Annotated in this window: 16 protein-coding genes; 11 read left to right on the forward strand and 5 right to left on the reverse strand. The window is 36.1% G+C overall.

Going from position 1 to position 20664, the window contains the following annotated elements; all coding sequences use genetic code 11:
- Positions 1 to 27 precede the first annotated feature (27 nt).
- The 6 genes from bamA to lpxI are packed head-to-tail and all read left to right on the forward strand — an operon-like array spanning position 28 to position 5898.
- Positions 28 to 2274 (forward strand): outer membrane protein assembly factor BamA, encoded by a 2247-nt coding sequence (gene bamA, locus V4D30_RS03665; protein ID WP_353684896.1) that lies wholly within the window; start codon positions 28 to 30, stop codon positions 2272 to 2274.
- Positions 2275 to 2323: 49 nt separating this feature from the next.
- Positions 2324 to 2857, forward strand: coding sequence for an OmpH family outer membrane protein (locus V4D30_RS03670; RefSeq protein WP_353684897.1), 534 nt, complete (start codon positions 2324 to 2326; stop codon positions 2855 to 2857).
- On the forward strand, positions 2854 to 3894 hold the full coding sequence (gene lpxD, locus V4D30_RS03675; RefSeq protein WP_353684898.1) for a UDP-3-O-(3-hydroxymyristoyl)glucosamine N-acyltransferase: 1041 nt from the start codon (positions 2854 to 2856) through the stop codon (positions 3892 to 3894). The genes V4D30_RS03670 and lpxD overlap by 4 nt, the downstream gene beginning before the upstream one ends.
- Complete coding sequence (fabZ, locus tag V4D30_RS03680) at positions 3887 to 4309, forward strand: 3-hydroxyacyl-ACP dehydratase FabZ (RefSeq protein ID WP_353684899.1); 423 nt, start codon at positions 3887 to 3889, stop codon at positions 4307 to 4309. Before lpxD ends, fabZ begins: the two co-directional genes overlap by 8 nt.
- Before the next feature lie 12 nt (positions 4310 to 4321).
- On the forward strand, positions 4322 to 5098 hold the full coding sequence (lpxA, locus tag V4D30_RS03685) for an acyl-ACP--UDP-N-acetylglucosamine O-acyltransferase (protein WP_353684900.1): 777 nt from the start codon (positions 4322 to 4324) through the stop codon (positions 5096 to 5098).
- Complete coding sequence (lpxI, locus tag V4D30_RS03690) at positions 5089 to 5898, forward strand: UDP-2,3-diacylglucosamine diphosphatase LpxI (RefSeq protein ID WP_353684901.1); 810 nt, start codon at positions 5089 to 5091, stop codon at positions 5896 to 5898. Before lpxA ends, lpxI begins: the two co-directional genes overlap by 10 nt.
- A gap of 840 nt (positions 5899 to 6738) precedes the next feature.
- Here the strand turns inward: lpxI and V4D30_RS03695 are convergent.
- From V4D30_RS03695 to V4D30_RS03705, 3 genes are read right to left on the reverse strand one after another with little or no spacing between them, the layout of a single operon-like run.
- Positions 6739 to 7551 carry a lipoate--protein ligase family protein gene (locus V4D30_RS03695; RefSeq protein ID WP_353684902.1) on the reverse strand — a complete coding sequence of 271 codons (813 nt, stop codon included), beginning with the start codon at positions 7549 to 7551 and terminating at the stop codon, positions 6739 to 6741.
- Complete coding sequence (locus V4D30_RS03700) at positions 7535 to 7726, reverse strand: CooT family nickel-binding protein (RefSeq protein WP_353684903.1); 192 nt, start codon at positions 7724 to 7726, stop codon at positions 7535 to 7537. The genes V4D30_RS03695 and V4D30_RS03700 overlap by 17 nt, the downstream gene beginning before the upstream one ends.
- Positions 7719 to 8135 carry a DUF3842 family protein gene (locus V4D30_RS03705; RefSeq protein WP_353684904.1) on the reverse strand — a complete coding sequence of 139 codons (417 nt, stop codon included), beginning with the start codon at positions 8133 to 8135 and terminating at the stop codon, positions 7719 to 7721. Before V4D30_RS03705 ends, V4D30_RS03700 begins: the two co-directional genes overlap by 8 nt.
- A gap of 102 nt (positions 8136 to 8237) precedes the next feature.
- Between V4D30_RS03705 and ppsA the strand changes: the two genes are divergently transcribed.
- The 5 genes from ppsA to argS all read left to right on the forward strand — a co-directional run bounded on the left by ppsA (position 8238) and on the right by argS (position 17968).
- Entirely contained in the window at positions 8238 to 10652 is a 2415-nt protein-coding gene (gene ppsA / locus V4D30_RS03710) for a phosphoenolpyruvate synthase (protein ID WP_353684905.1), read from the forward strand.
- A gap of 156 nt (positions 10653 to 10808) precedes the next feature.
- The gene (rho, locus tag V4D30_RS03715; RefSeq protein WP_353685151.1) at positions 10809 to 12059 is read left to right on the forward strand and encodes a transcription termination factor Rho; all 1251 of its coding nucleotides are present in this window, start codon (positions 10809 to 10811) and stop codon (positions 12057 to 12059) included.
- The gene (locus tag V4D30_RS03720) at positions 12056 to 12454 is read left to right on the forward strand and encodes a PaaI family thioesterase (RefSeq protein ID WP_353684906.1); all 399 of its coding nucleotides are present in this window, start codon (positions 12056 to 12058) and stop codon (positions 12452 to 12454) included. The genes rho and V4D30_RS03720 overlap by 4 nt, the downstream gene beginning before the upstream one ends.
- The gene (gene purL / locus V4D30_RS03725; protein ID WP_353684907.1) at positions 12451 to 16359 is read left to right on the forward strand and encodes a phosphoribosylformylglycinamidine synthase; all 3909 of its coding nucleotides are present in this window, start codon (positions 12451 to 12453) and stop codon (positions 16357 to 16359) included. The genes V4D30_RS03720 and purL overlap by 4 nt, the downstream gene beginning before the upstream one ends.
- Positions 16352 to 17968, forward strand: coding sequence for an arginine--tRNA ligase (gene argS, locus V4D30_RS03730; RefSeq protein WP_353684908.1), 1617 nt, complete (start codon positions 16352 to 16354; stop codon positions 17966 to 17968). The genes purL and argS overlap by 8 nt, the downstream gene beginning before the upstream one ends.
- A 1-nt stretch (position 17969) precedes the next feature.
- Here argS and folP read toward each other — a convergent pair whose 3' ends face one another.
- Both folP and ftsH read right to left on the reverse strand, forming a co-directional pair.
- Positions 17970 to 18806, reverse strand: a complete 837-nt coding sequence (gene folP / locus V4D30_RS03735) for a dihydropteroate synthase (RefSeq protein WP_353684909.1) — start codon at positions 18804 to 18806, stop codon at positions 17970 to 17972.
- On the reverse strand, positions 18803 to 20605 hold the full coding sequence (gene ftsH / locus V4D30_RS03740; RefSeq protein WP_353684910.1) for an ATP-dependent zinc metalloprotease FtsH: 1803 nt from the start codon (positions 20603 to 20605) through the stop codon (positions 18803 to 18805). The genes folP and ftsH overlap by 4 nt, the downstream gene beginning before the upstream one ends.
- Positions 20606 to 20664 lie beyond the last annotated feature (59 nt).

Raw genomic sequence — 20664 nt, forward strand, 5'->3', positions numbered from 1 at the left:
AAAACTTTTTAAGAGTGAGGTTTGTTTATGAAACGAGCGGTAGTAATTACAGTTTTTTTTATTTTTATGTTTGCATTAAACTCTTTTGCTCAGGAACTTCCCGTAGTTACAGCTATTGAGATAAAAGGGCTTAAAAGAATTGAGGAAGCTGCTGTAAAAAATAAAATATCTCTTAAACTTGGAGAAGTTATCTCTCAGGAAAAAATCTCTGAAGACATTAAATCAATTTACAAAATGGGATATTTTGAGGATGTAAAAGTTGATATTGAACCCTTTGAAGGTGGAGTAAAGGTAATCTACACTGTTAAGGAAAAACCTACAATTGTAAAAGTAAGTTTTGAAGGAAATAAAGAGTATGATGAAGATAGATTAAAAGAAGTTGTTGCCATCACTGCAGGAGCTATTGCAGATGTAACCCTTATAAATGATAATGCTTTAAAACTCAAAGCCTTTTATGAATCTGAAGGTTATTATTTTGCTAAGATTGTTCCTGTTATTAAGAAAAAAACAGAACAGGAAGTGGAACTTACCTATGTCATAGATGAAGGCAACAAGGTAAAGATAAAGGAAATAAAATTTGAAGGCAATAAAGCCATATCATCAAGAAAGATTAAAAAGGTTATGGCAACCTCTGAGAGAAAATTTTACTCCTTTATCACTGGAAGCGGATTTTATAAAAAGTATGAAATGATGCAGGACCTTGAAAAAATAAAAGACCTTTACTATGACAACGGATATCTTAAAGTCTCTGTTGGAGAGCCTAAGCTTGAGTTTTCTCAGGATAAAAAATGGATGACAATAACAATCCCTATTTCTGAAGGTCCGCAGTTTAAAATATCTTCAGTTAAACTTGCAGGATACAAAGACAACAAAGAAGAGCAAGAACTTAAAAAACTTATAAAACTAAAACCTGGTGAAATCTTCAGTAAAGCAAAGATGCGTAAAGATGTGGAAGCTATAACTTCATTTTATTCTGATCGTGGATATGCCCTTGCAAGCGTTTCTCCTGATGTTCTTCCAAATGAAGAAAAATTAACAGTTGATGTAACATACAATGTTAAACCAGGGGATAAATTTACCATCGGAAGGGTAAATATTTCAGGAAATGTAAAAACAGTTGATAAAGTAATAAGAAGAGAAATAAGAGTTGACGAGGGAGACGAGTATTCTGCATCAAAAATCCAGAAAAGTAAAAAACGACTGGAAGATCTTCAATACTTTGAAACTGTTGACATAAATCAAAAACCTGACCCCGACAAAAAAACTGTGGACCTTGATGTTAATGTTAAAGAAAAACCAACAGGATTTTTAACAATTGGTGGTGGATACAGCTCCATTGACAATCTCATTGGTATGGTTGATGTTACTCAAAACAATCTATTTGGTAGAGGCTATTCTCTAACTCTTAGAGGAGAGCTTGGTGGAAGAAGTTCTTATTATACCATAGCTTTTAGAGACCCCTGGTTTATGGACAAACCTCTTCTTTTTGGATTTAATGTTTACAGGCAAAAAAGGGAGTATGTTAACTATACAAGAGATGCCACAGGACTATCTTTTACCTTCGGGAAAAGATATGGAGAGGACTGGTCTGCATCAGTAACCTATGATATAGAAAAATCCCGGGTTACAGATGTTGCCACAGATGCTGATACAGTAATAAAAGATATGGAAGGTAATCTTCTTACAAGTGCCGTGACATTTCAAATAATAAATGATACTCGTGACAGTTATATTGATCCAAGCACAGGAAGAAGATACTCTTTAAGCGTCACTACAGCAGGTCTTGGCGGAGATACAGGTTTCTGGAAAAGTTTACTTGATCTTGGCTGGTATTTACCAATATTTGAGGAATCAACTCTACATTTAAGGGGAAGGATTGGTATGTCTGATACTCTTTTTGGGAAGAAGTATCCACTTTATGAAAGATTTTATGTTGGTGGCCTTGATACAATAAGAGGAGTGGGATATGGTGAAGCTGGTCCAAAGGACAGTAAAAACGAACCAATTGGAGCAAAAAGAGCATTGATATTCAATATTGAATATCTTTTTCCAATAGTGAGTGAAATGAAACTTAAAGGATTAATATTTGTGGATATTGGTAAGGGATATAATGAAGGTGAAAAATTCGGCTCTGATATAAAATATACATCAGGATTTGGATTCAGATGGTTTTCGCCGCTTGGTCCTGTAAAAATAGACTATGGAATAAATCTTAATCGAAAGGAAGGAGAGTCAAAGTCAAAGATTGAATTTGGTTTTGGTTCATTCTTCTAATTGAAAAAATTGTGTATATTATACAAACAATTTCAGGAGGAAAAAGAAAATGAAAAGAATTTTGTTTGTTTTTCTTGCCTTTGTTTTAACACTTTCCTTTGTCTCAGTTGCCCGTGCAGAACTTAAGATCGGAGTGGTTGATGTTATCAGGGTATTGAATGAATCAGAGGAAGGGAAAAAAGCTGTAGGACAACTTCAGAATATGCTTGAAGAGAGGCAGAAAATTCTTGAAGAAAAACAGAAAAAAATTCAGAGCTTAAAGGAAGAGTTTGAGAAAAAACGCTCTGTTTTAAGTGAAGATGCAAGAAAATCTAAAGAAGATGAAATTGATCGTCTACAGAGAGAGCTTCAAAGAACAGCAGCAGATTATCAGGTAGAGCTTCAGAAAAAACAAAATGAAATCACCCAGAGCATGTTTAAAGAAATAAGACAACTAATTAATGAGTATGCTCAAAAGGAAGGCTACAGTATAATCCTTGAAAAGGCTGACCAGATAATCCTATTTACCACACCTGAAGTTGATATTACGGATAAAATAATTTCACTTTATAATCAAAAAACTCAGCAAAAAGGGAAAAAATGAAGCTTTCTGAGATAGCAAAAATTTTTAATGCAAAAGTTGAAGGAGATGAAGATATTGAAATATCAGGAGTAAAAGGAGTTGAAGACTGTGAAGAAGGCGATATTACTTATATAGCAGGCTCAAAATACATTGAGTCTGCTAAAATCAGCAAGGCTTCTGCATTTATTGTAAAGGAAAAAGTTGAAGGCTTAAATAAGCCTCAGCTTATTGTCTCCAATCCTCAACTTGTTTTTGCCAAACTTCTTGAACTCTTTTATGTAAAACCTCATCCTCTGAAAGGAGTAAGTGAAAAAGCATTTGTAGCTGAGACAGCTAAACTGGGTAAAAATGTAACAGTTTATCCCTATGTCTGGATTGATGAAAATGTCACTATAGGAGACAATACTGTTGTTTTTCCTTTCACATTTATTGGACAAGAAACATCCATAGGCTCTAACTGCGTTATTTATCCCAATGTAACAATAAGACAAAAGGTTAAGATTGGCTCAAGAGTAGTAATCCATTCTGGAAGCGTTATTGGTTCTGATGGATTTGGATACATCTTTCATGAAGGGAAACATCATAAAATTCCTCAAGTTGGCGGAGTTGTTATTGAAGATGATGTAGAAATTGGTGCCTGTGTTACCATAGACAGAGCTACGACAGGAAATACTATAATTGGACAGGGTACAAAGATTGACAATCTGGTTCAGATTGCTCATAATGTAAAAGTTGGTAAAAATTGCATAATTGTAGCACAGGTTGGAATTGCTGGAAGTTCTAAAATTGGCGATGGATGCATACTTGCAGGACAGGTTGGTATTTCAGACCATGTAGAAATAGAGCCTGAAACAGTAATTACAGCCCAGGCAGGAGTTATGCCCGGGAAAGTTCAAAAAGGTGTATTTTCTGGTTCACCTATCATGCCTCATAGAGAGTGGTTAAAGGCAAATGCGATTTTTCAAAAACTTCCAGAACTTTACAAAAAAATAAAAGAACTGGAAGAAAAAATTAAACAACTTGAACAACAACGACACAAGGAGGCTCAGAATGATTGACATTAAAGAAATTATGAACATTCTTCCACACAGATATCCATTTCTTCTTGTTGACAGGGTCCTGGAACTTGTCCCAAATGAAAAAGTTATTGGAATAAAAAATGTTACAATGAATGAGCCGTTTTTCCAGGGACACTTTCCAGGAAATCCTGTAATGCCTGGTGTTCTTATAGTTGAGGCAATGGCTCAGGTAGCAGGTGTTCTTGCCTTTAAATCAGGAATAGAAGGTACAGGAGTTCTCTTTTTGAGCATTGAAAAAGTCAAGTTCCGCAAGCCAATTGTTCCTGGAGACCAGATTGTCTTTGAAGTCAATGTGGTTCACAGGCGCGGAGGAGTATGGAAGTTTGCAGGTACTGCCAGAGTTAATGAAAAAATTACAACAGAAGCAGAGTTTACAGCAATGGTTACAAAGTGAGGTAAACATTTTATGAGCCAGATACACAAAACAGCTATTGTTAGCTCTAAAGCAGAAATAGACGTAGATGTGGTTATAGGTCCTTACTGTATAATTGGAGATAATGTCAAAATAGGAAAAGGCACACGCCTTATAAATCATGTTCAGATTGAAGGAATCACTGAGATAGGCGAGAACTGTACAATATTTCCGTTTACAACAATCGGTTTTCCGCCTCAGGACATAAAATACAAGGGAGAAAAAACTGGCGTTAAAATTGGTAATAACAATATCATCAGGGAGTATGTAACAATTCACAAAGCAAGTGTTTCAGGAGATGGATGGACAGTAATTGGAGATAATAACTTTATCATGGCTTATGTGCACATTGCCCATGACTGCAAAATCGGAAACTCAGTAATCATGGCAAATCTTGCAACACTGGCAGGTCATGTTCAGGTGGAAGATTTTGCATTCATTGGCGGTTTAGTGGCAGTGCATCAGTTTACAAGAATAGGTGCTTATGCCATGATAGGAGGATTTAGTGGAGTTGGACAGGATGTTCCTCCCTTTACAATGGCTTCTGGACCGAGAGCAAAACTTTATGGGTTGAATTCGGTAGGTCTTAAAAGAAGGGGATTCAGTGATGAAACCATCAATATCTTAAAAAAAGCTTATAAAATTTTATTCAGAGACAAACTTCAATTAAAAGAAGCGATTGAAAAGGTTAAAAACGAACTTCCTCAGATTCCTGAAATTAAACATCTAATAGAATTCATAGAAGCAAACAAAAGAGGAATATGCAGATAGGAGTCATTGCTGGAAAAGGCTTTCTTCCCATTGTAGCAGTAATGGAACTCCAAAAAAAAGGTTACAGAGTTATTACAGTTGCTTTACAGGGACTTGCCAATACTGAATTGAGCAAATACAGCGATTTATTTGAATGGATAAACATAGGTAAGGCTGGAGAAATTATAGATTTTTTAAAAAAAAATAACGTTAAAGAAGTGATTTTAACAGGTAAAGTGCCTAAAAAAATTATTTTTGAGAGAGAAAAAATTAAGCCTGACCTCAGAGCAATAAAAATGCTTTTTTCAGCTAAGCTCAGAGGAGACAACGAACTTCTTAAAATAGTTGAAAAAGAACTTTCTAAAGAAGGAATAAAAATTGTGGGTTTATCAGAATTCTGTCCAGAATTACTCACTCCTCAAGGGGTTCTTACAAGAAGAAAACCTTCAAAGGAGGAATGGAAAGACATTGAATATGGTTTTAAAATGGCAAAAAAAATTGGCGAACTTGATGTAGGACAGACAGTGGTAGTAAAAGAAAGGTCAGTAATTGCAGTAGAAGCCATAGAAGGAACTGACGAGACAATTTTAAGAGCAGGAGAGTTTGTAAAAGACTCTGTTGTAATAAAAGTGAGTAAACCTCAACAGGACTTAAAACTTGACCCTCCTGCTGCTGGAATGGATACAATAATAACTATGGAAAAAGCTAAAGCCAGAGTTTTAGCCCTTGAAGCCGGAAAAACCTTGATAGTACAACGAGATAAAGTTATTGAAAAAGCCGATGAATTTAATATAACAGTGGTAGGTGTTATACAACATTGAACTTTTTTAACTGTATAAATGATGCTTTAAAAACAGTTCATAAAAACTATCAATTACTATTGATACACTTCGCATTTTTGTTTATCAGCTTTTTCGGGCTATTTTTCATTCTCAGCATACCTCTTGGAATTCTTTTTGTAATCTTTGGAATTGATCTTACAGACATATTGAAAGGCAGTTTTATTGAAATATTTCTATCTTCTATAAACATTATGAAAAAGTTTCTGATTTTTGCCATTATTTTCATAATTACTTTATTCCTCTATGTTATATTAATCGCCAGCCTATGGATTTATATCTTTTCGGGCACAATTGGCATCATGTATCAATATTTAAAAGAAAAAATTAGTTTTAATTTAAAGGACTTTCATCAGTATGGTAAAAGATTTTTCTGGAAAGTTGCTTTTTTTGCTATGTTTTCTGCTTTTATCTTTTTCTGTTTAACATTACTTTTAGGATTTGTTAGCGAAGTAAGCTCTAAAATAGTAAATTTCTTAAGCTACTGGAATCATGCTGTCTCAATATTTTTTAACATTTTTATTTATTTAAGCATACTTCTTGCTGGAATTATTGCTTTCCTTTTATGGATAACATTTACACTTTTTGGATTTTTTGGAATTTTCATAAAAAATTTCACAATAAAAGAAACAATAAAGGAAACCAGAAAATTAATAACTCTTTATCCTCAATCAATCGGAAGGGCAGCACTTTTATTTGTAATATACATTTTAGCCGGAGGCGTTATTCTTTCTTTCAGCTCTTTATTGGCAATAATTCCTCACATAGGAGCTGTACTGGTAGCAGCTTATCAATTTATTATTCAGTTTGCTCATATTTATATTAGCATGATTGTTTTTGCTGCATTTCTATCTTATTATACAAAACTTGTTTATCATAAAGACTCTGAGCCAGAAAAAGCTCCTTCTTCTCAAGAGGTTCAACAACAAGAGCAAAGCCTTCCTCCTGAAGAGCTTTCTTAAGATTTTCCTGAAAAATTATTCTGTCAAATTCTTCAATCAGTTCTCTTATCCCAAAGATGTGTTCAGCTTCTTCAGGGTTACACAAAAAAACTTTTTTTAGTAACTCCCTATCCACTGTAACAGGAATTGTTCCCTGCTGTAAAAATCCATCAATCCATCTTTTCTGAGCAGAGCCTATAATTTTTACATTTTTAAAGCATATTTCTCCAAAGGAAGAACGAGCAAAACATAAAGAGCTTTTATTTATAACCCTTTTTTCTTTTTTTACTTCAGCAAAAATTCCAGTTAAGTTAAAAGCCTTTAAAAACACATGACTCAAAATTTCATAAGCCTGAAAGAGATTTCCTTTAAATCTTCCTTCTTTTTTGCAGGAGAAACTGTATGTAACATCATCATTATGAAGAATTCCTTTCCCTCCTGTTGGTCTTCTTACAACGGGTATCTGATTAGCAATACAAAAATCTCTATTGATTTCCTCAATTTTCTGAAACTCACCTATGGTTACTGCTTTTTTATTCCATCCATACAATCTGAAAGTGGGTAAAACTTTGCCTGTTCTGACAAAAAAACTGATTGCTTCATCAACTGCCATGTTAAAATAGGGATCATGCTCCTCATATTCAATAAAGCGAATGAGCATTCTAAAGGATCTGAGATTATCTCTCTTCTTCAAGAATAATCTTGTGATTCAGTAAGGACATCTCCTTGATTTTGCCTTTAAAAACTTTTTGCTCTCCAAATATGTTCCGAAGATATATCTGATTGCCTTCAGGCCTTAATATATCAACACTCTCTAAGTAAATCTCCTCTTGTCCATCTTTGATAACATATGCATTTGCTTCACACATTGAACTCCTCCTTTATATGAAGGATTAATTTTTCCACAAGATGTGGAAGGGGTTCTTTCACAACTCCTATAATTTCAATTCCTTCCTGATTAATTGGTAATAAAATTTTTATTGCTGGGCTGCTTCCTACTGCCTCTGCCATTTTTGGAGTTAACTCTCCCATCATTGCATTTGCCACAAGAATACTCAAGGGACCTATTATAACATCAACTTTCTTAACATTCCATAAAATGGCATTTTCACCTGAAGCTCCTTTGTTAGCTTTACACTTCATCATGTTAGCTGTAGCTGCAGCATTTGTTCCAAGTGCTAAAATTTCTATTTTATCTCCAAAGGCTTCCCTTAAAGACTTAATAATAAAACTTCCAATTCCCCCACCCTGTCCATCAATCACAGCAATTTTAATCATATTGTAAATACTACAAATTTATTATGAAAAATGTCAAACTGTATTGTCATAAATAAATTTTTTTGATATACTTATAAAAAATTCCAAAAAAGGAGGTAAAAAATGTCTTTAGTTTTATGGTTCAACCAGATAGGAATAAAGGATATTCCCATTGTAGGAGGCAAAAATGCATCCCTCGGTGAGATGTTGAGAAATCTTACACCAAAAGGCATTAATATTCCAGATGGATTTGCAGTGACTGCAGAAGCCTATAAATATTTTATAAAAACAAACAATCTTGACGAACCTCTAAGGAAAATTCTTTCCACCATTGACAAGTCAAATGTTGAAGACCTAAAAAATAAAGGTAAAAAAATAAGAAAACTTATTCTCCAGGGTAAAATGCCTGAAGATTTAAAGCAGGCAATTATTAAAGCCTATAAGGAAATGGAGGAAAAATACGGAAAACAAACAGATGTGGCTGTGCGTTCAAGCGCAACAGCTGAAGACCTTCCTGATGCCTCCTTTGCAGGACAGCAAGAGACATATTTAAACATTAGAGGTGCTCAAAATGTGGTAGAAGCAGTACAAAGATGTTTCGCATCTCTTTTTACAGACAGAGCAATTTCATACAGAATTGACAAGGGTTTTGATCATTTTTCAGTATACCTTTCAGCAGCTGTGCAGAAAATGGTTCGTTCCGATAAAGCCTCATCTGGAGTAATGTTTACACTTGATACAGAAACAGGATTCAGAGATGTAGTTTACATTACAGGCTCATGGGGATTGGGTGAGTATGTTGTTCAGGGAATAGTAAACCCTGATGAGTTTTATGTTTTTAAGCCCACATTAAAAGAAGGATACAGACCAATAATCTCAAAAAAACTTGGAGCAAAGCAGCAGAAACTAATATATGGAAATTCTACAAAGCCAACCAAAGGAGTAAAAACAACCTTACAGGAAAGACAACAGTTTGTTTTGAATGATGATGAAATTTTAACCCTTGCTAAATGGGCTGTAGCCATAGAAGAGCATTATGGAAAACCAATGGACATTGAATGGGCAAAAGATGGAGATGGAAAAACAGCAGGAACTGGAAAACTCTTCATTGTTCAGGCAAGACCAGAAACAGTTCACTCTTTAAAGAGAGAAAACTTTTACGAAGTTTATGAACTTAAAGGAGATGGAGCTGTGCTTTGCAAAGGACTTGCTGTAGGAAGCAAGATAGGTCAGGGTAAAGCCTGCATAATAAAAGAGCCTTCTGAGATTCATCTCTTTAAACCAGGTCAGGTTCTTGTTACAGACATGACAGATCCGGACTGGGAACCAATAATGAAGGTTGCTGGAGCAATTGTTACAAATCGTGGAGGAAGAACATGTCATGCTGCCATAGTATCCCGTGAGCTTGGTATTCCATGTGTTGTAGGTGCAGGAAATGCTACAGAAGTTATAAAGAATGATGAACCAATAACCATTGACTGTTCCAAGGGTGAAGAAGGAAAGGTTCTTCAGGGAATCATTCCCTATGAAGTAAAACGAATTGACCTTACGACTTTACCAAATACAAAAACAAAAATCATGATGAATGTCGGAATTCCTGAACAGGCTTTTATTCAGGGGCAGATTCCTTCTGATGGTGTGGGACTTGCAAGAATTGAATTTATAATAAGCTCTCACATTGGAGTTCATCCTCTGGCATTGATTGAATATCCAGAATTAAAACAGCAAGCCCAGAATAATCCAAAAATAGCAAAAATAGTTAAAGAAATAGAAAAAAGAACCCCAATGTATGGAAATAAACCTGATTTTTATGTGGACAAACTTGCGCAGGGAGTTGCAATGATTGGTGCAGCCTTTTATCCAAAGGATGTTATTGTGAGATTTTCAGATTTTAAGACAAACGAATATGCAGGTCTTATTGGTGGTGAGCTTTATGAACCAGTTGAATCAAATCCCATGATTGGATGGCGTGGAGCAAGTAGATACTATGATCCAAAGTTTGAATCAGCCTTTGCTCTTGAATGTCTCGCAATTAAAAAAGTCAGAGATGAGATGGGACTTAAGAATATCAAAGTTATGATTCCTTTCTGTAGAACTGTTGAGGAAGGTATCAGGGTAATTGAAGTAATGAAAAAATATGGACTCAAGCAGGGTGAAAATGAACTTGAAGTGTATGTCATGTGTGAGATCCCAAGCAATGTAATTTTAGCTGAAGAATTTGCCAGAATTTTTGATGGGTTCTCAATTGGTTCAAATGATTTAACGCAGCTTACTCTTGGACTTGACAGAGACAGCGCACTGGTGTCTCACATTTATGACGAAAGAAATGAGGCTGTAAAAAGGCTTGTAAAACAGGTAATTGAAACTGCTAAAAAATTTGGAAGAAAAATTGGAATATGCGGTCAAGCTCCCAGTGATTTTCCTGAGTTTGCAGAGTTTCTGGTGGAATGCGGAATAGACTCCATAAGTCTTATCCCGGATACGGTTCTTAAAACAAAACTTCTTGTTGCGGAGAAAGAAAAGGAGCTAAAAAGCTGAGCAGAAAGTAAAATAAGTATTGACAAATTTTTTCAGATTTTGTATGCTTAATTTATCAATAGTTACCCTCCTGAAGGGTTGAGTATTTTATAAAAGTGAAAAAATCCTTAAAAAATCCATAATTGAGGTAATGTAATGGAAAACAATAATATTCCGATTTCTATTTCTGAGCTAAAGCAGAAAAAAATTCCTGAACTCATGGAGATGGCAAATTCATTGAACATTGAAAATGCCACCTCTATGAAAAAACAGGATCTGATCTTTGCAATACTTCAGAGCCAGATTGAAAAAATTGGAACTGTTTACGGTTCAGGTGTGCTTGAAATTCTTCCTGAAGGATTTGGTTTTTTAAGAAGCCCTGATTACAGTTATCTGCCGAGTCCTGATGATATTTATGTATCTCCATCGCAGATTAGAAAATTTAGTTTAAGAACAGGAGACCTCATTACAGGACAAATAAGACCTCCCAAAGAGAACGAAAGATATTTTGCCCTTCTTAAAGTTGAAACAATTAATGGTAAGCAGATTGAAGAAATCATTACCAGACCTCTTTTTGACAATTTAACTCCTTATTATCCCACTGAAAAAATCAATCTTGAATATGATCCAGCGGATTATTCTACAAGAGTTATGGATTTACTCACCCCTGTTGGAAAGGGTCAGCGAGGTTTAATTGTTGCTGCTCCAAGAACAGGTAAAACAATGCTACTTCAGTCAATTGCAAAGGCAATAAGAAAAAATCATCCGGAGATATATTTAATTATCTTGCTTATTGATGAAAGACCTGAAGAAGTTACTGACTGGCGGAGACAGGTTACCAGTGCAGAAATAATCAGCTCTACTTTTGATGAGCCTGCTCAGAGACACTGTCAGGTTTCAGAAATGGTTATAGAAAGGGCAAAAAGACTTGTAGAGGAAGGGCAGGACGTTGTAATATTACTTGACAGTTTGACAAGACTTGCAAGGGCATACAATGCTATTACACCTGCTTCTGGCAAGGTTCTCTCCGGTGGACTGGAAGCAACAGCACTGCAGAAACCTAAAAGATTCTTTGGAACAGCAAGAAATATTGAAGAAGGTGGCTCTTTAACAGTAATTGCAACTGCACTCGTTGAAACAGGAAGTAGAATGGATGATGTTATTTTTGAAGAGTTTAAAGGAACCGGTAACATGGAAGTTCATCTGGATAGAAAACTTGCTGATAAAAGAATTTTCCCAAGCATTGATATTGGTGCTTCTGGCACGAGAAAAGAAGAATTGCTTGTTGCTCCTGATGTTTTAAATAAAGTCTGGATTTTAAGAAAGGTATTAAGCACACTAAGTCCTATTGAAGCAATGGAGTTTTTACTCAGTAAACTTAAAGGAACAAAATCCAATAAAGAGTTTCTTGAGATGATGAACAAATGATGAAAACAGAGAACTACTGTTTTGTCTGTGGAAAGCAAAATCCGAAAGGCTTGAAAGCGGTTTTCAGTCAAGGTAATGGAAAGTCTTACACAGAAATTATTCTTGAGCCTGAGTATCAGGGTTACAGCGGAATAATTCATGGTGGTATTATTGCAGCTTTGCTTGATGAAGCCTGTGTCTATGCTGCAAATTCTCTTGGATTTAATACAGTCACAGCTGAGCTAAAAATAAGATTTAAAAATCCTGTAGCACCGGAAGAAAAAATAGTGGTGGAAGCAAAGGCAAATCACTTAAAATCAAAACTAATTGAAGCAAAAGCATGGGTAAAAGATAAACAAAATAAAATTGTAGCAGAAGCAGAAGGAAAATTAATAATAAAGGAAAAAATAGAGTGATTATAAGATTTTACAGAAAAACAGCTTTATCAGATTACAAGACCAGAGAACTTCTCAACCGCATAAAATCAGAGATTTCAAAGGAGATTGAAAATCTTGAAACCGAGTTCTGTTATAACATCCTATTAACCGAAGAACTCTCCTTTGATGAAATGAATATTCTCAAATGGCTTTTATCTGAGACCTTTGAGCCAGAGAATTTTTCAGAAAAAAGCTTCCTCAGTCCAGACAATGGAATGATATTTGAAGTAGGTCCTCGCCTTAATTTTTCCACTGCCTGGTCAACATGTGCTGTTTCTGTGTGTCACAGCATTGGAATACAAAAAGTTCAGAGAATAGAGCGTTCCAGAAGATATAAACTGAGCCCTAAAATAATAAACTTTCCAGAAGAAAAATTCTTAAACATGATTCATGATAGAATGGTTGAATGCCCCTATCCAGAACCTTTAAAGGATTTTTCTCATGGAATAACAGCAAAACCAGTTAAGATTGTGCCTGTTATAGAAGAAGGTAAAACAGCACTTGAAAAAATAAATAAAGAACTCGGACTTGGATGGGATGAATGGGACATTGATTTTTATCTCAGGCTTTTTAGGGACAGATTAAAAAGGAATCCTACTGATGTGGAATGCTTTGACCTTGCCCAGTCAAACAGTGAACACAGCAGACACTGGTTTTTTAGAGGTAGTTTAATCATTGATGGAAAACCCTTAAAGCGATCTCTTTTTGATATAGTAAAGGAGCCATTACAGAGAAATCCAAAAAATTCTGTAATAGCCTTTAAAGACAACTCAAGCGCAATTTATGGTGCAAAAATAAGTTATCTAAAACCTGAAAAACCTATGAAACCTTCAAAATTCAAAATAGAAAAAAATCTTTATCACTTAATTTTTACTGCAGAAACCCATAATTTCCCGACAGGAGTAGCTCCATTTCCAGGCGCTGAAACAGGAACTGGAGGAAGAATCAGAGATGTTCACGCTACAGGTAGAGGTGCTTTACCAATAGCAGGAACTGCTGCTTACTGTGTTGGAAATCTTCAGATTCCAGGATATGAGCTTCCTTGGGAGGATAAAACATTTAAGTATCCGGACAATCTTGCAAAACCACTTCAGATTGAAATAGAGGCAAGTAATGGTGCTTCTGATTATGGAAACAAATTTGGTGAACCTGTGATTGCAGGATTTACTCGTTCTTTTGGGATAAGACTTCCTCAGGGAGAAAGAATTGAATGGGTAAAACCAATAATGTTCACAGGTGGGATTGGACAGATAATGGATATTCATAAAGAAAAACAACCTCCTCAAAAAGGAATGTTCGTTGTAAAGATTGGAGGTCCTGCATACAGAATTGGGATGGGCGGTGGTGCTGCCTCAAGCGTTGTATCAGGAGAGCTAAGTGAAGCTCTTGACTTTAATGCTGTTCAGCGGGGAGACGCTGAGATGGAAAACAAACTCAACAGAGTTGTCCGTGCCTGTGTTGAACTGGGAGTCAAAAATCCTATTGTAAGCATTCATGATCAGGGTGCTGGTGGAAACTGTAATGTTGTAAAGGAGCTTGTATATCCTGAAGGAGCAAAGATTGACATAAGAAAAGTAATACTTGGCGATGAAACTCTCTCAGTCCTTGAAATATGGGGAGCTGAGTATCAGGAAAATGATGCAATTTTAATAAAAAAAGAAAGCGCTAACCTTTTTAAAACTCTTTGTGAAAGGGAAAGACTTCCATGGTCAATTATTGGAGAAGTAACAGGAGATGGAAAACTGATTGTTTATGACAGTAAAGACGGTAAAGTCGCGGTGAATTTTGACCTTAAGGATGTTCTTGGAGAAATTCCAAAAAAGGAATTCAAACTTACCACTGGTGAAAGGAAAGTTGAACCTCTAAGACTCCCTGAAAATTTAACAATTCACGAAGCATTGCAGAGACTCTTAAGACTTCTTTCAGTCGGTTCTAAGAGATTCTTAACAAATAAAGTGGACCGCTCAGTTACAGGGCTTATTGTGAGACAGCAGTGCGCTGGTCCTGTTCAACTTACTGTTTCTGATGTATGCGTTGTTGCCCAGAGCTATTTTGATAAAACAGGAATAGCCCATGCAATTGGTGAACAACCTATAAAAGGAATCATAAATCCAGAGGCAATGGCAAGGCTTTCAGTAACTGAGGCTCTTACAAACATTGTATGGGCAAAGATTACAACTCTTGAAGACATAAAATGCTCTGCCAACTGGATGTGGGCTGCAAAACTTCCAGGTGAAGGTGTCAGGCTTTACAGAGCTGCTCAGGCAATGGCAGATCTTATGATAAATCTCGGTATAGCAATTGATGGAGGTAAAGATTCTCTTTCAATGGCTGCAAAAGTAAAGACACCAGAAGGAATGGAAATTGTTAAATCTCCTGGAACACTTGTCATCTCAGCCTATGCTCCATGTCCTGATATAAATAAAGTAATCACTCCTGATATAAAGCATCCAGGGGAAAGCGTAATTCTTTTTATTGACCTGAGCCCAGGGAAAAAAAGACTTGGTGGAACTGCTCTTGCTCAATGTTTTGGTCAGCTTGGAGATGAAACTCCAGATCTTGAAGATCCTGAACTTTTAAAAAGAGCTTTTAAGGCAGTACAGGAATTAATTGATAAAAATTTAATACTTTCAGGACATGACCGCTCAGATGGAGGATTAATTGTAACACTGCTTGAAATGGTTTTTTCAGGTAGCTCAGGTTTATGGATAAAATTAGAAAATTCTCTCCCAATTATTTCAGAACTTTTCAATGAGGAACCCGGAATTGCAATAGAAGTTGACAGAAAAAAGGCTCATAAGGTAAAAGAAATACTAACTGAATATAACCTTCCGTATTGTGATATTGCGAAAACCTTAAAAGAGGACAGAATCATTATTGAACAGGAAAACAGAGTTATCTTTGACGAACCAATGACAAAACTCAGAGACCTGTGGGAGGAAACAAGTTCCAGAATTGATATGCTTCAGGCAAATCCTGAATGCGTAAAAGAAGAAAAGAGAGTAATCTATTCAAGAACCTCACCAAAGTATATGTTAAGCTTCAAGCCAGAAAACACTCCAGCAGTGCTGCTAAGAAAAAAGGTAAAACCCCGTGTTGCAATAATTCGTGAAGAAGGAAGCAATGGAGACAGAGAAATGGCAGCAGCTTTCTACATGGCAGGATTTGAACCATGGGATGTATGCATGCAGGATCTTATAAATAAAAAAATTTCTCTCAGAGAGTTTAAAGGCATTGCCTTTGTTGGAGGATTTAGCTTTGCCGATGTTCTTGACTCTGCTAAAGGATGGGCAGGCTGTATCAAGTTTTCCCATCTTAGGAAAGAGTTTGAAGAGTTTTATATGCGTCATGATAGCTTCAGCCTGGGAGTTTGTAATGGATGTCAGCTTATGGCACTTCTTGGATGGATTCCATGGTATGGAATTGAACAGACTCAACAACCCCGTTTTATATGGAATAAATCTGGAAGATTTGAATCCCGCTGGGTGAGCATTAAAATCCTTCCCTCTCCATCAATTATGCTCAGTGGTATGGAAGGTTCAGTGCTTGGAGTATGGATAGCTCATGGAGAAGGAAGAGCCTATTTTCCTGATGAAAAAATTCTGAATAAAGTAATTGAGAAAAATCTTGCACCTCTTCGTTATGTTGATGATGATGGAAATATTACAGAAACCTATCCCTTTAACCCAAATGGTTCACCCTTTGGGATAACCGCCTTATGCTCTGAAGATGGCAGACATCTTGCAATGATGCCGCATCCTGAAAGAGCCTTTTTACTCTGGCAATGGCCCTGGATGCCTGAAGAGTGGAAAAAATCCCTAAAAGCCTCTCCATGGTTAAAAATTTTCCAGAATGCAAGAAGGTGGTGTGATGGCAATGCATAAACTGTTGAAAAACAAAATTGCTGAAGCAATCAAAAAGCTTGGCTTCTCAGATATTGAGCCTGAGGTAGAGATTCCAAAAAATGAATCCTTTGGGGATTTAAGCAGTCCTGTAGCAATGGAGCTTGCAAAACAGTTGAAAAAACCACCAAGAAAAATTGCTGAAAAATTAGTCTCTTTAATAGATAAAACTTTATTTGAAAACATTGAAATTGCAGGAGCTGGATTTATAAATTTCAGATTTAAAAAGGATTTTATTTTTTCTGAACTTGAAACTCTCTTGAATGACGGTGAAAGATTTTTAACCCAGAATATAGGAAAAGGGAAAAAAATTCAGATAGAGTTTGTAAGTGCAAATCCAACAGGTCCGCTTCATCTTGGTCATGGAAGAGGAGCAGCTCTGGGCGCAGCTTTATCAAACATACTGAAAGAAGCTGGATACAATGTCTGGACAGAATACTACATTAATGATGCTGGTAAACAGGTGGAACTTCTTGGTTTGAGTGTTTATGTGGCATTACAAAAATTTTTTGGAAAAGAATTACCAATGCCTGAGGATTGCTATAAAGGCGAATATATACATGAAATTGCAAAAGATCTCTACGAACTTTACGGTGACAGCTTAAAAGATAAAAGCTTTGATGAAATTGGTGATTTTTTAATTGATTTCTCTTATAAAAAAATACTCAATGAAATCAAAAGAGACCTTGAAGACTTTGGAGTAACTTTTGACAGCTACCTAAGTGAAAGAAAACTTTATCATACAGGTGAGGTTCAAAGAGCAATCCTGAAGCTTAAAGAGCTCGGATTTATTTATGAAAAAGATGGAGCATTGTGGTTTCGCTCCACTGAATTTGGTGATGACAAAGACAGAGTTGTTGTAAAAAGTGATGGAACTTATACATATTTTGCATCTGACATTGCTTACCATAAAAATAAGATTGAAAGAGGATTTGATGAGCTTATAAACATCTGGGGTGCTGACCATCACGGATATATTCCGAGAGTAAAGGCTGCTGTGCAGGCATTGGGAATGAATGCTTCTCAAATAAAGATACTTCTCGTTCAGATGGTAAACTTGCTTAGGGAAGGAAAGCCCGTGCAGATGTCAAAAAGAGCAGGAACATTTGTTACTTTAAGAGAAGTTATGGATGAGATTGGTTCTGATACCACAAAATTCATATTTCTTACACGAAAATCTGATAGTCACTTAGAGTTTGACATTGAGATGGCAAAAAGGCAATCACAGGAAAATCCGGTTTATTATGTTCAGTATGCCCATGCAAGAATTAATAGTATTTTTGACAAAGCTGGGGTTTCACCTCGTGGGTTTTGCCCACAACTGTTTAATGAAGATGAGCTTAGAATTATAAAAAAATTGCTTCTTTATCCAATGATTTTTGAGCTCTCCGTTCAAATGAGAGAACCTCACAGAATAACCTTTTATTTACAGGAACTTGCTGGACTGTTTCACAGTTATTATCATAAATACAGAGTTATCTCTGAAGATGATAGATTAACAGAAACAAGGCTCGGTCTTTGTAAAGCTATAATGATTGTTTTAAAACATGGATTGAGAATGCTTGGAGTAAAAGCTCCTGAAAAGATGTAAATCAGCTGAAACGAATAGCATCCAATACTTTTACAACCTTACAGATGAATCCAACATCGTGAACTCTTACAATATTAGCTCCATTTAAAATTGAAGCAGCAACTGCTGCAGCAGTTCCTTCAAGCCGAGACTCTGGAAGGGCATCATTCAGAACTTTTCCAATAAAGCTTTTTCTTGATACTCCAATAAGTATTGGTTTGCCCAACTGAGAGAATTCTCTAAGATTTTTTATTATTTGAAGATTATGCTCAGGTAGTTTACCAAATCCTATGCCCGGATCAATAATTATCATATCTTCATTAACTCCTGCCTGTTTTGCAATAACAATGGAGGTTCTCAGGTATTCAATAATTTCAGGTATAAGAGCCTCATAATGAGGATTTTTTTGCATATCTTGGGGTGTTCCTTTTATGTGCATTATAACTACAGGCACTTTGTATTTACTGACTACCTCTGCCATTTGAGGATCAAATCTTAATCCACTTACATCATTTACAATCGTTGCTCCTGCTTTGATTGCTTCCTCTGCAACAGAAGCTTTATATGTATCAATAGAAATAGGAACAGAGATCCTGTTTGAAAGAGCCTCTATTACAGGAATAACCCTTTTTAACTCTTCATCAGTGCTTACTGGTTGTGCACCAGGACGGGTTGATTCTCCACCAACATCAATTATGTCAGCACCTTCATCAATCATCCTGAGAGCATGTTCAATAGCTTTTTGATAATTAAAAAATCTACCACCGTCATAAAAAGAATCGGGAGTGACATTTAGAATTCCCATTATGTAAGTTTTTTGAAGAAAATTGAGCTCAAAGTTATGGAATTTAAGCTTCATTTAGCTTTTGAGATTATCTCATCTATTTCTGCAGCTTCAAGAGTCTCTCTTTCAAGCAAAGCCTGAGCAATTGCATCAAGAAGCTTTCTGTTTTCTTCAATTAACTGTCTGGTCTGGCTATAAGCCTCTGTTACAATTCTTTTTGTTTCCTCATCTATTTCTTCTGCAGTTTTGTCAGAATAGTCTCTGTGTTTTGCAATTTCCCTTCCAAGAAATACATGCTCTTCTCTTTTACCAAATGTAAGAGGTCCCATTCTGTCACTCATTCCCCATTCTGTAACCATCTTTCGGGCAAGTTCAGTAGCTCTCTCAAGGTCATTTCCAGCTCCTGTGGTCATTGTCTGAAGAGCTATTTCCTCTGCAACTCTTCCTCCAAGAAGAACCTTAAGAGTGCCGTAAAGATATTCTTTTGAATAAGTATACCGGTCATCAAGGGGAAGTTGCTGGGTTACTCCAAGAGCTCTTCCTCTTGGAATTATACTAACTTTGTGTATCGGATCAGTTGCAGGCGTTAGTTTTGCTACAAGAGCATGCCCTGCCTCATGATAGGCCGTGATTCTCCTTTCTTCCTCAGACAGAACCATGCTTTTTCTTTCAATACCCATCAAAACTTTATCCTTGGCTGACTCAAAGTCATTCATATGAACAGTATCACTATTTTTTCTTGCTGCAGTTAAAGCAGCTTCATTTACCAAATTTGCAAGGTCTGCTCCTGAAAATCCAGGAGTTCCTCTTGCAATTTTTTCAAGATCAACATCTGAAGCAAGAGGAATGTTTTTTGTATGAACTTTCAGTATCTCAAGTCTTCCTTTTACATCAGGAAGAGGAACAACAATCTGACGATCAAATCTTCCAGGTCTTAAAAGTGCAGGATCTAAAACATCAGGTCTGTTTGTAGCTGCAAGCACAATTATTCCTTCATTGCTTTCAAATCCGTCCATTTCAACGAGAAGTTGATTCAGGGTCTGCTCCCTTTCATCATGTCCTCCACCAAGACCTGCTCCACGCTGTCTTCCAACTGCGTCTATCTCATCAATAAAAACAATGCATGGCGAGTTTTTCTTTGCCTGATCAAACAAATCTCTAACTCTGCTTGCTCCAACTCCAACAAACATCTCAACAAAATCTGAACCAGAGATTGAGAAAAAGGGAACACCTGCTTCTCCTGCAATTGCTTTTGCTAAAAGAGTCTTTCCTGTTCCCGGAGGACCTACGAGAAGAATACCCTTTGGAATCTTTGCTCCAAGTTTTATATACTTTTGAGGATTGGTAAGAAAATCAACAATTTCTTTTACTTCTTCCTTTACTTCCTCAATTCCTGCCACATCTGAAAAAGTTACTTTAACTGATTTATTGGAAATCATCTTTGCCCTTGCCTTTCCAAAAGACATAGCACGGGAGCTTCCAGCCTGCATCTGTTTCATAAACATAATCCATAAAAATACGAGAAAGATCACAGGCCCCCATGAAATCAAAAAATTAATATACCATGGTGTCTGCTCTGGAGGCTTGACTGAAATTTTTACTCCATGAGAGGAAAGTTCTTTTATAAGGTCTGGATAATTTATGTAGTAAGTTTTGAACAGAGAGCCATCTTTAAGCTTTCCGGTTATAGTATTGTCCTTGATTAAAACTTCATCCACTTCAGAATTTTGCACCTTTATAAGAAATTCTGAAAATATTATCTCTTTTTCATTTTTCTGAGGCACATTGAAAAAATTAAAAAGGGCAATTATGGAAATTCCTATGATTAACCAGATCAACAATGTTTTTAATGAACCCTTTGCCTGTCCATTCATAAATTAATTTTAACTTAAAATAAGTATAAAAGTAAAAAGTTGGGATAAACATAAATCTG

Origin of the sequence: Thermodesulfovibrio sp. 3907-1M (genome assembly GCF_040450955.1) — a bacterium.
Classification (GTDB): Bacteria; Nitrospirota; Thermodesulfovibrionia; order Thermodesulfovibrionales; family Thermodesulfovibrionaceae; genus Thermodesulfovibrio; species Thermodesulfovibrio autotrophicus.

Coding starts and splice junctions, on each gene's coding strand:
- lpxA (WP_353684900.1), top strand. CDS start 4,322: ATGAGCCAGATACACAAAACAGCTATTGTTAGCTCTAAAGCAGAAATA.
- lpxI (WP_353684901.1), top strand. CDS start 5,089: ATGCAGATAGGAGTCATTGCTGGAAAAGGCTTTCTTCCCATTGTAGCA.
- V4D30_RS03720 (WP_353684906.1), top strand. CDS start 12,056: ATGATGAAAACAGAGAACTACTGTTTTGTCTGTGGAAAGCAAAATCCG.
- lpxD (WP_353684898.1), top strand. CDS start 2,854: ATGAAGCTTTCTGAGATAGCAAAAATTTTTAATGCAAAAGTTGAAGGA.
- bamA (WP_353684896.1), top strand. CDS start 28: ATGAAACGAGCGGTAGTAATTACAGTTTTTTTTATTTTTATGTTTGCA.
- fabZ (WP_353684899.1), top strand. CDS start 3,887: ATGATTGACATTAAAGAAATTATGAACATTCTTCCACACAGATATCCA.
- V4D30_RS03705 (WP_353684904.1), bottom strand. CDS start 8,135: ATGATTAAAATTGCTGTGATTGATGGACAGGGTGGGGGAATTGGAAGT.
- argS (WP_353684908.1), top strand. CDS start 16,352: ATGCATAAACTGTTGAAAAACAAAATTGCTGAAGCAATCAAAAAGCTT.
- ftsH (WP_353684910.1), bottom strand. CDS start 20,605: ATGAATGGACAGGCAAAGGGTTCATTAAAAACATTGTTGATCTGGTTA.
- V4D30_RS03700 (WP_353684903.1), bottom strand. CDS start 7,726: ATGTGTGAAGCAAATGCATATGTTATCAAAGATGGACAAGAGGAGATT.
- ppsA (WP_353684905.1), top strand. CDS start 8,238: ATGTCTTTAGTTTTATGGTTCAACCAGATAGGAATAAAGGATATTCCC.
- V4D30_RS03670 (WP_353684897.1), top strand. CDS start 2,324: ATGAAAAGAATTTTGTTTGTTTTTCTTGCCTTTGTTTTAACACTTTCC.
- folP (WP_353684909.1), bottom strand. CDS start 18,806: ATGAAGCTTAAATTCCATAACTTTGAGCTCAATTTTCTTCAAAAAACT.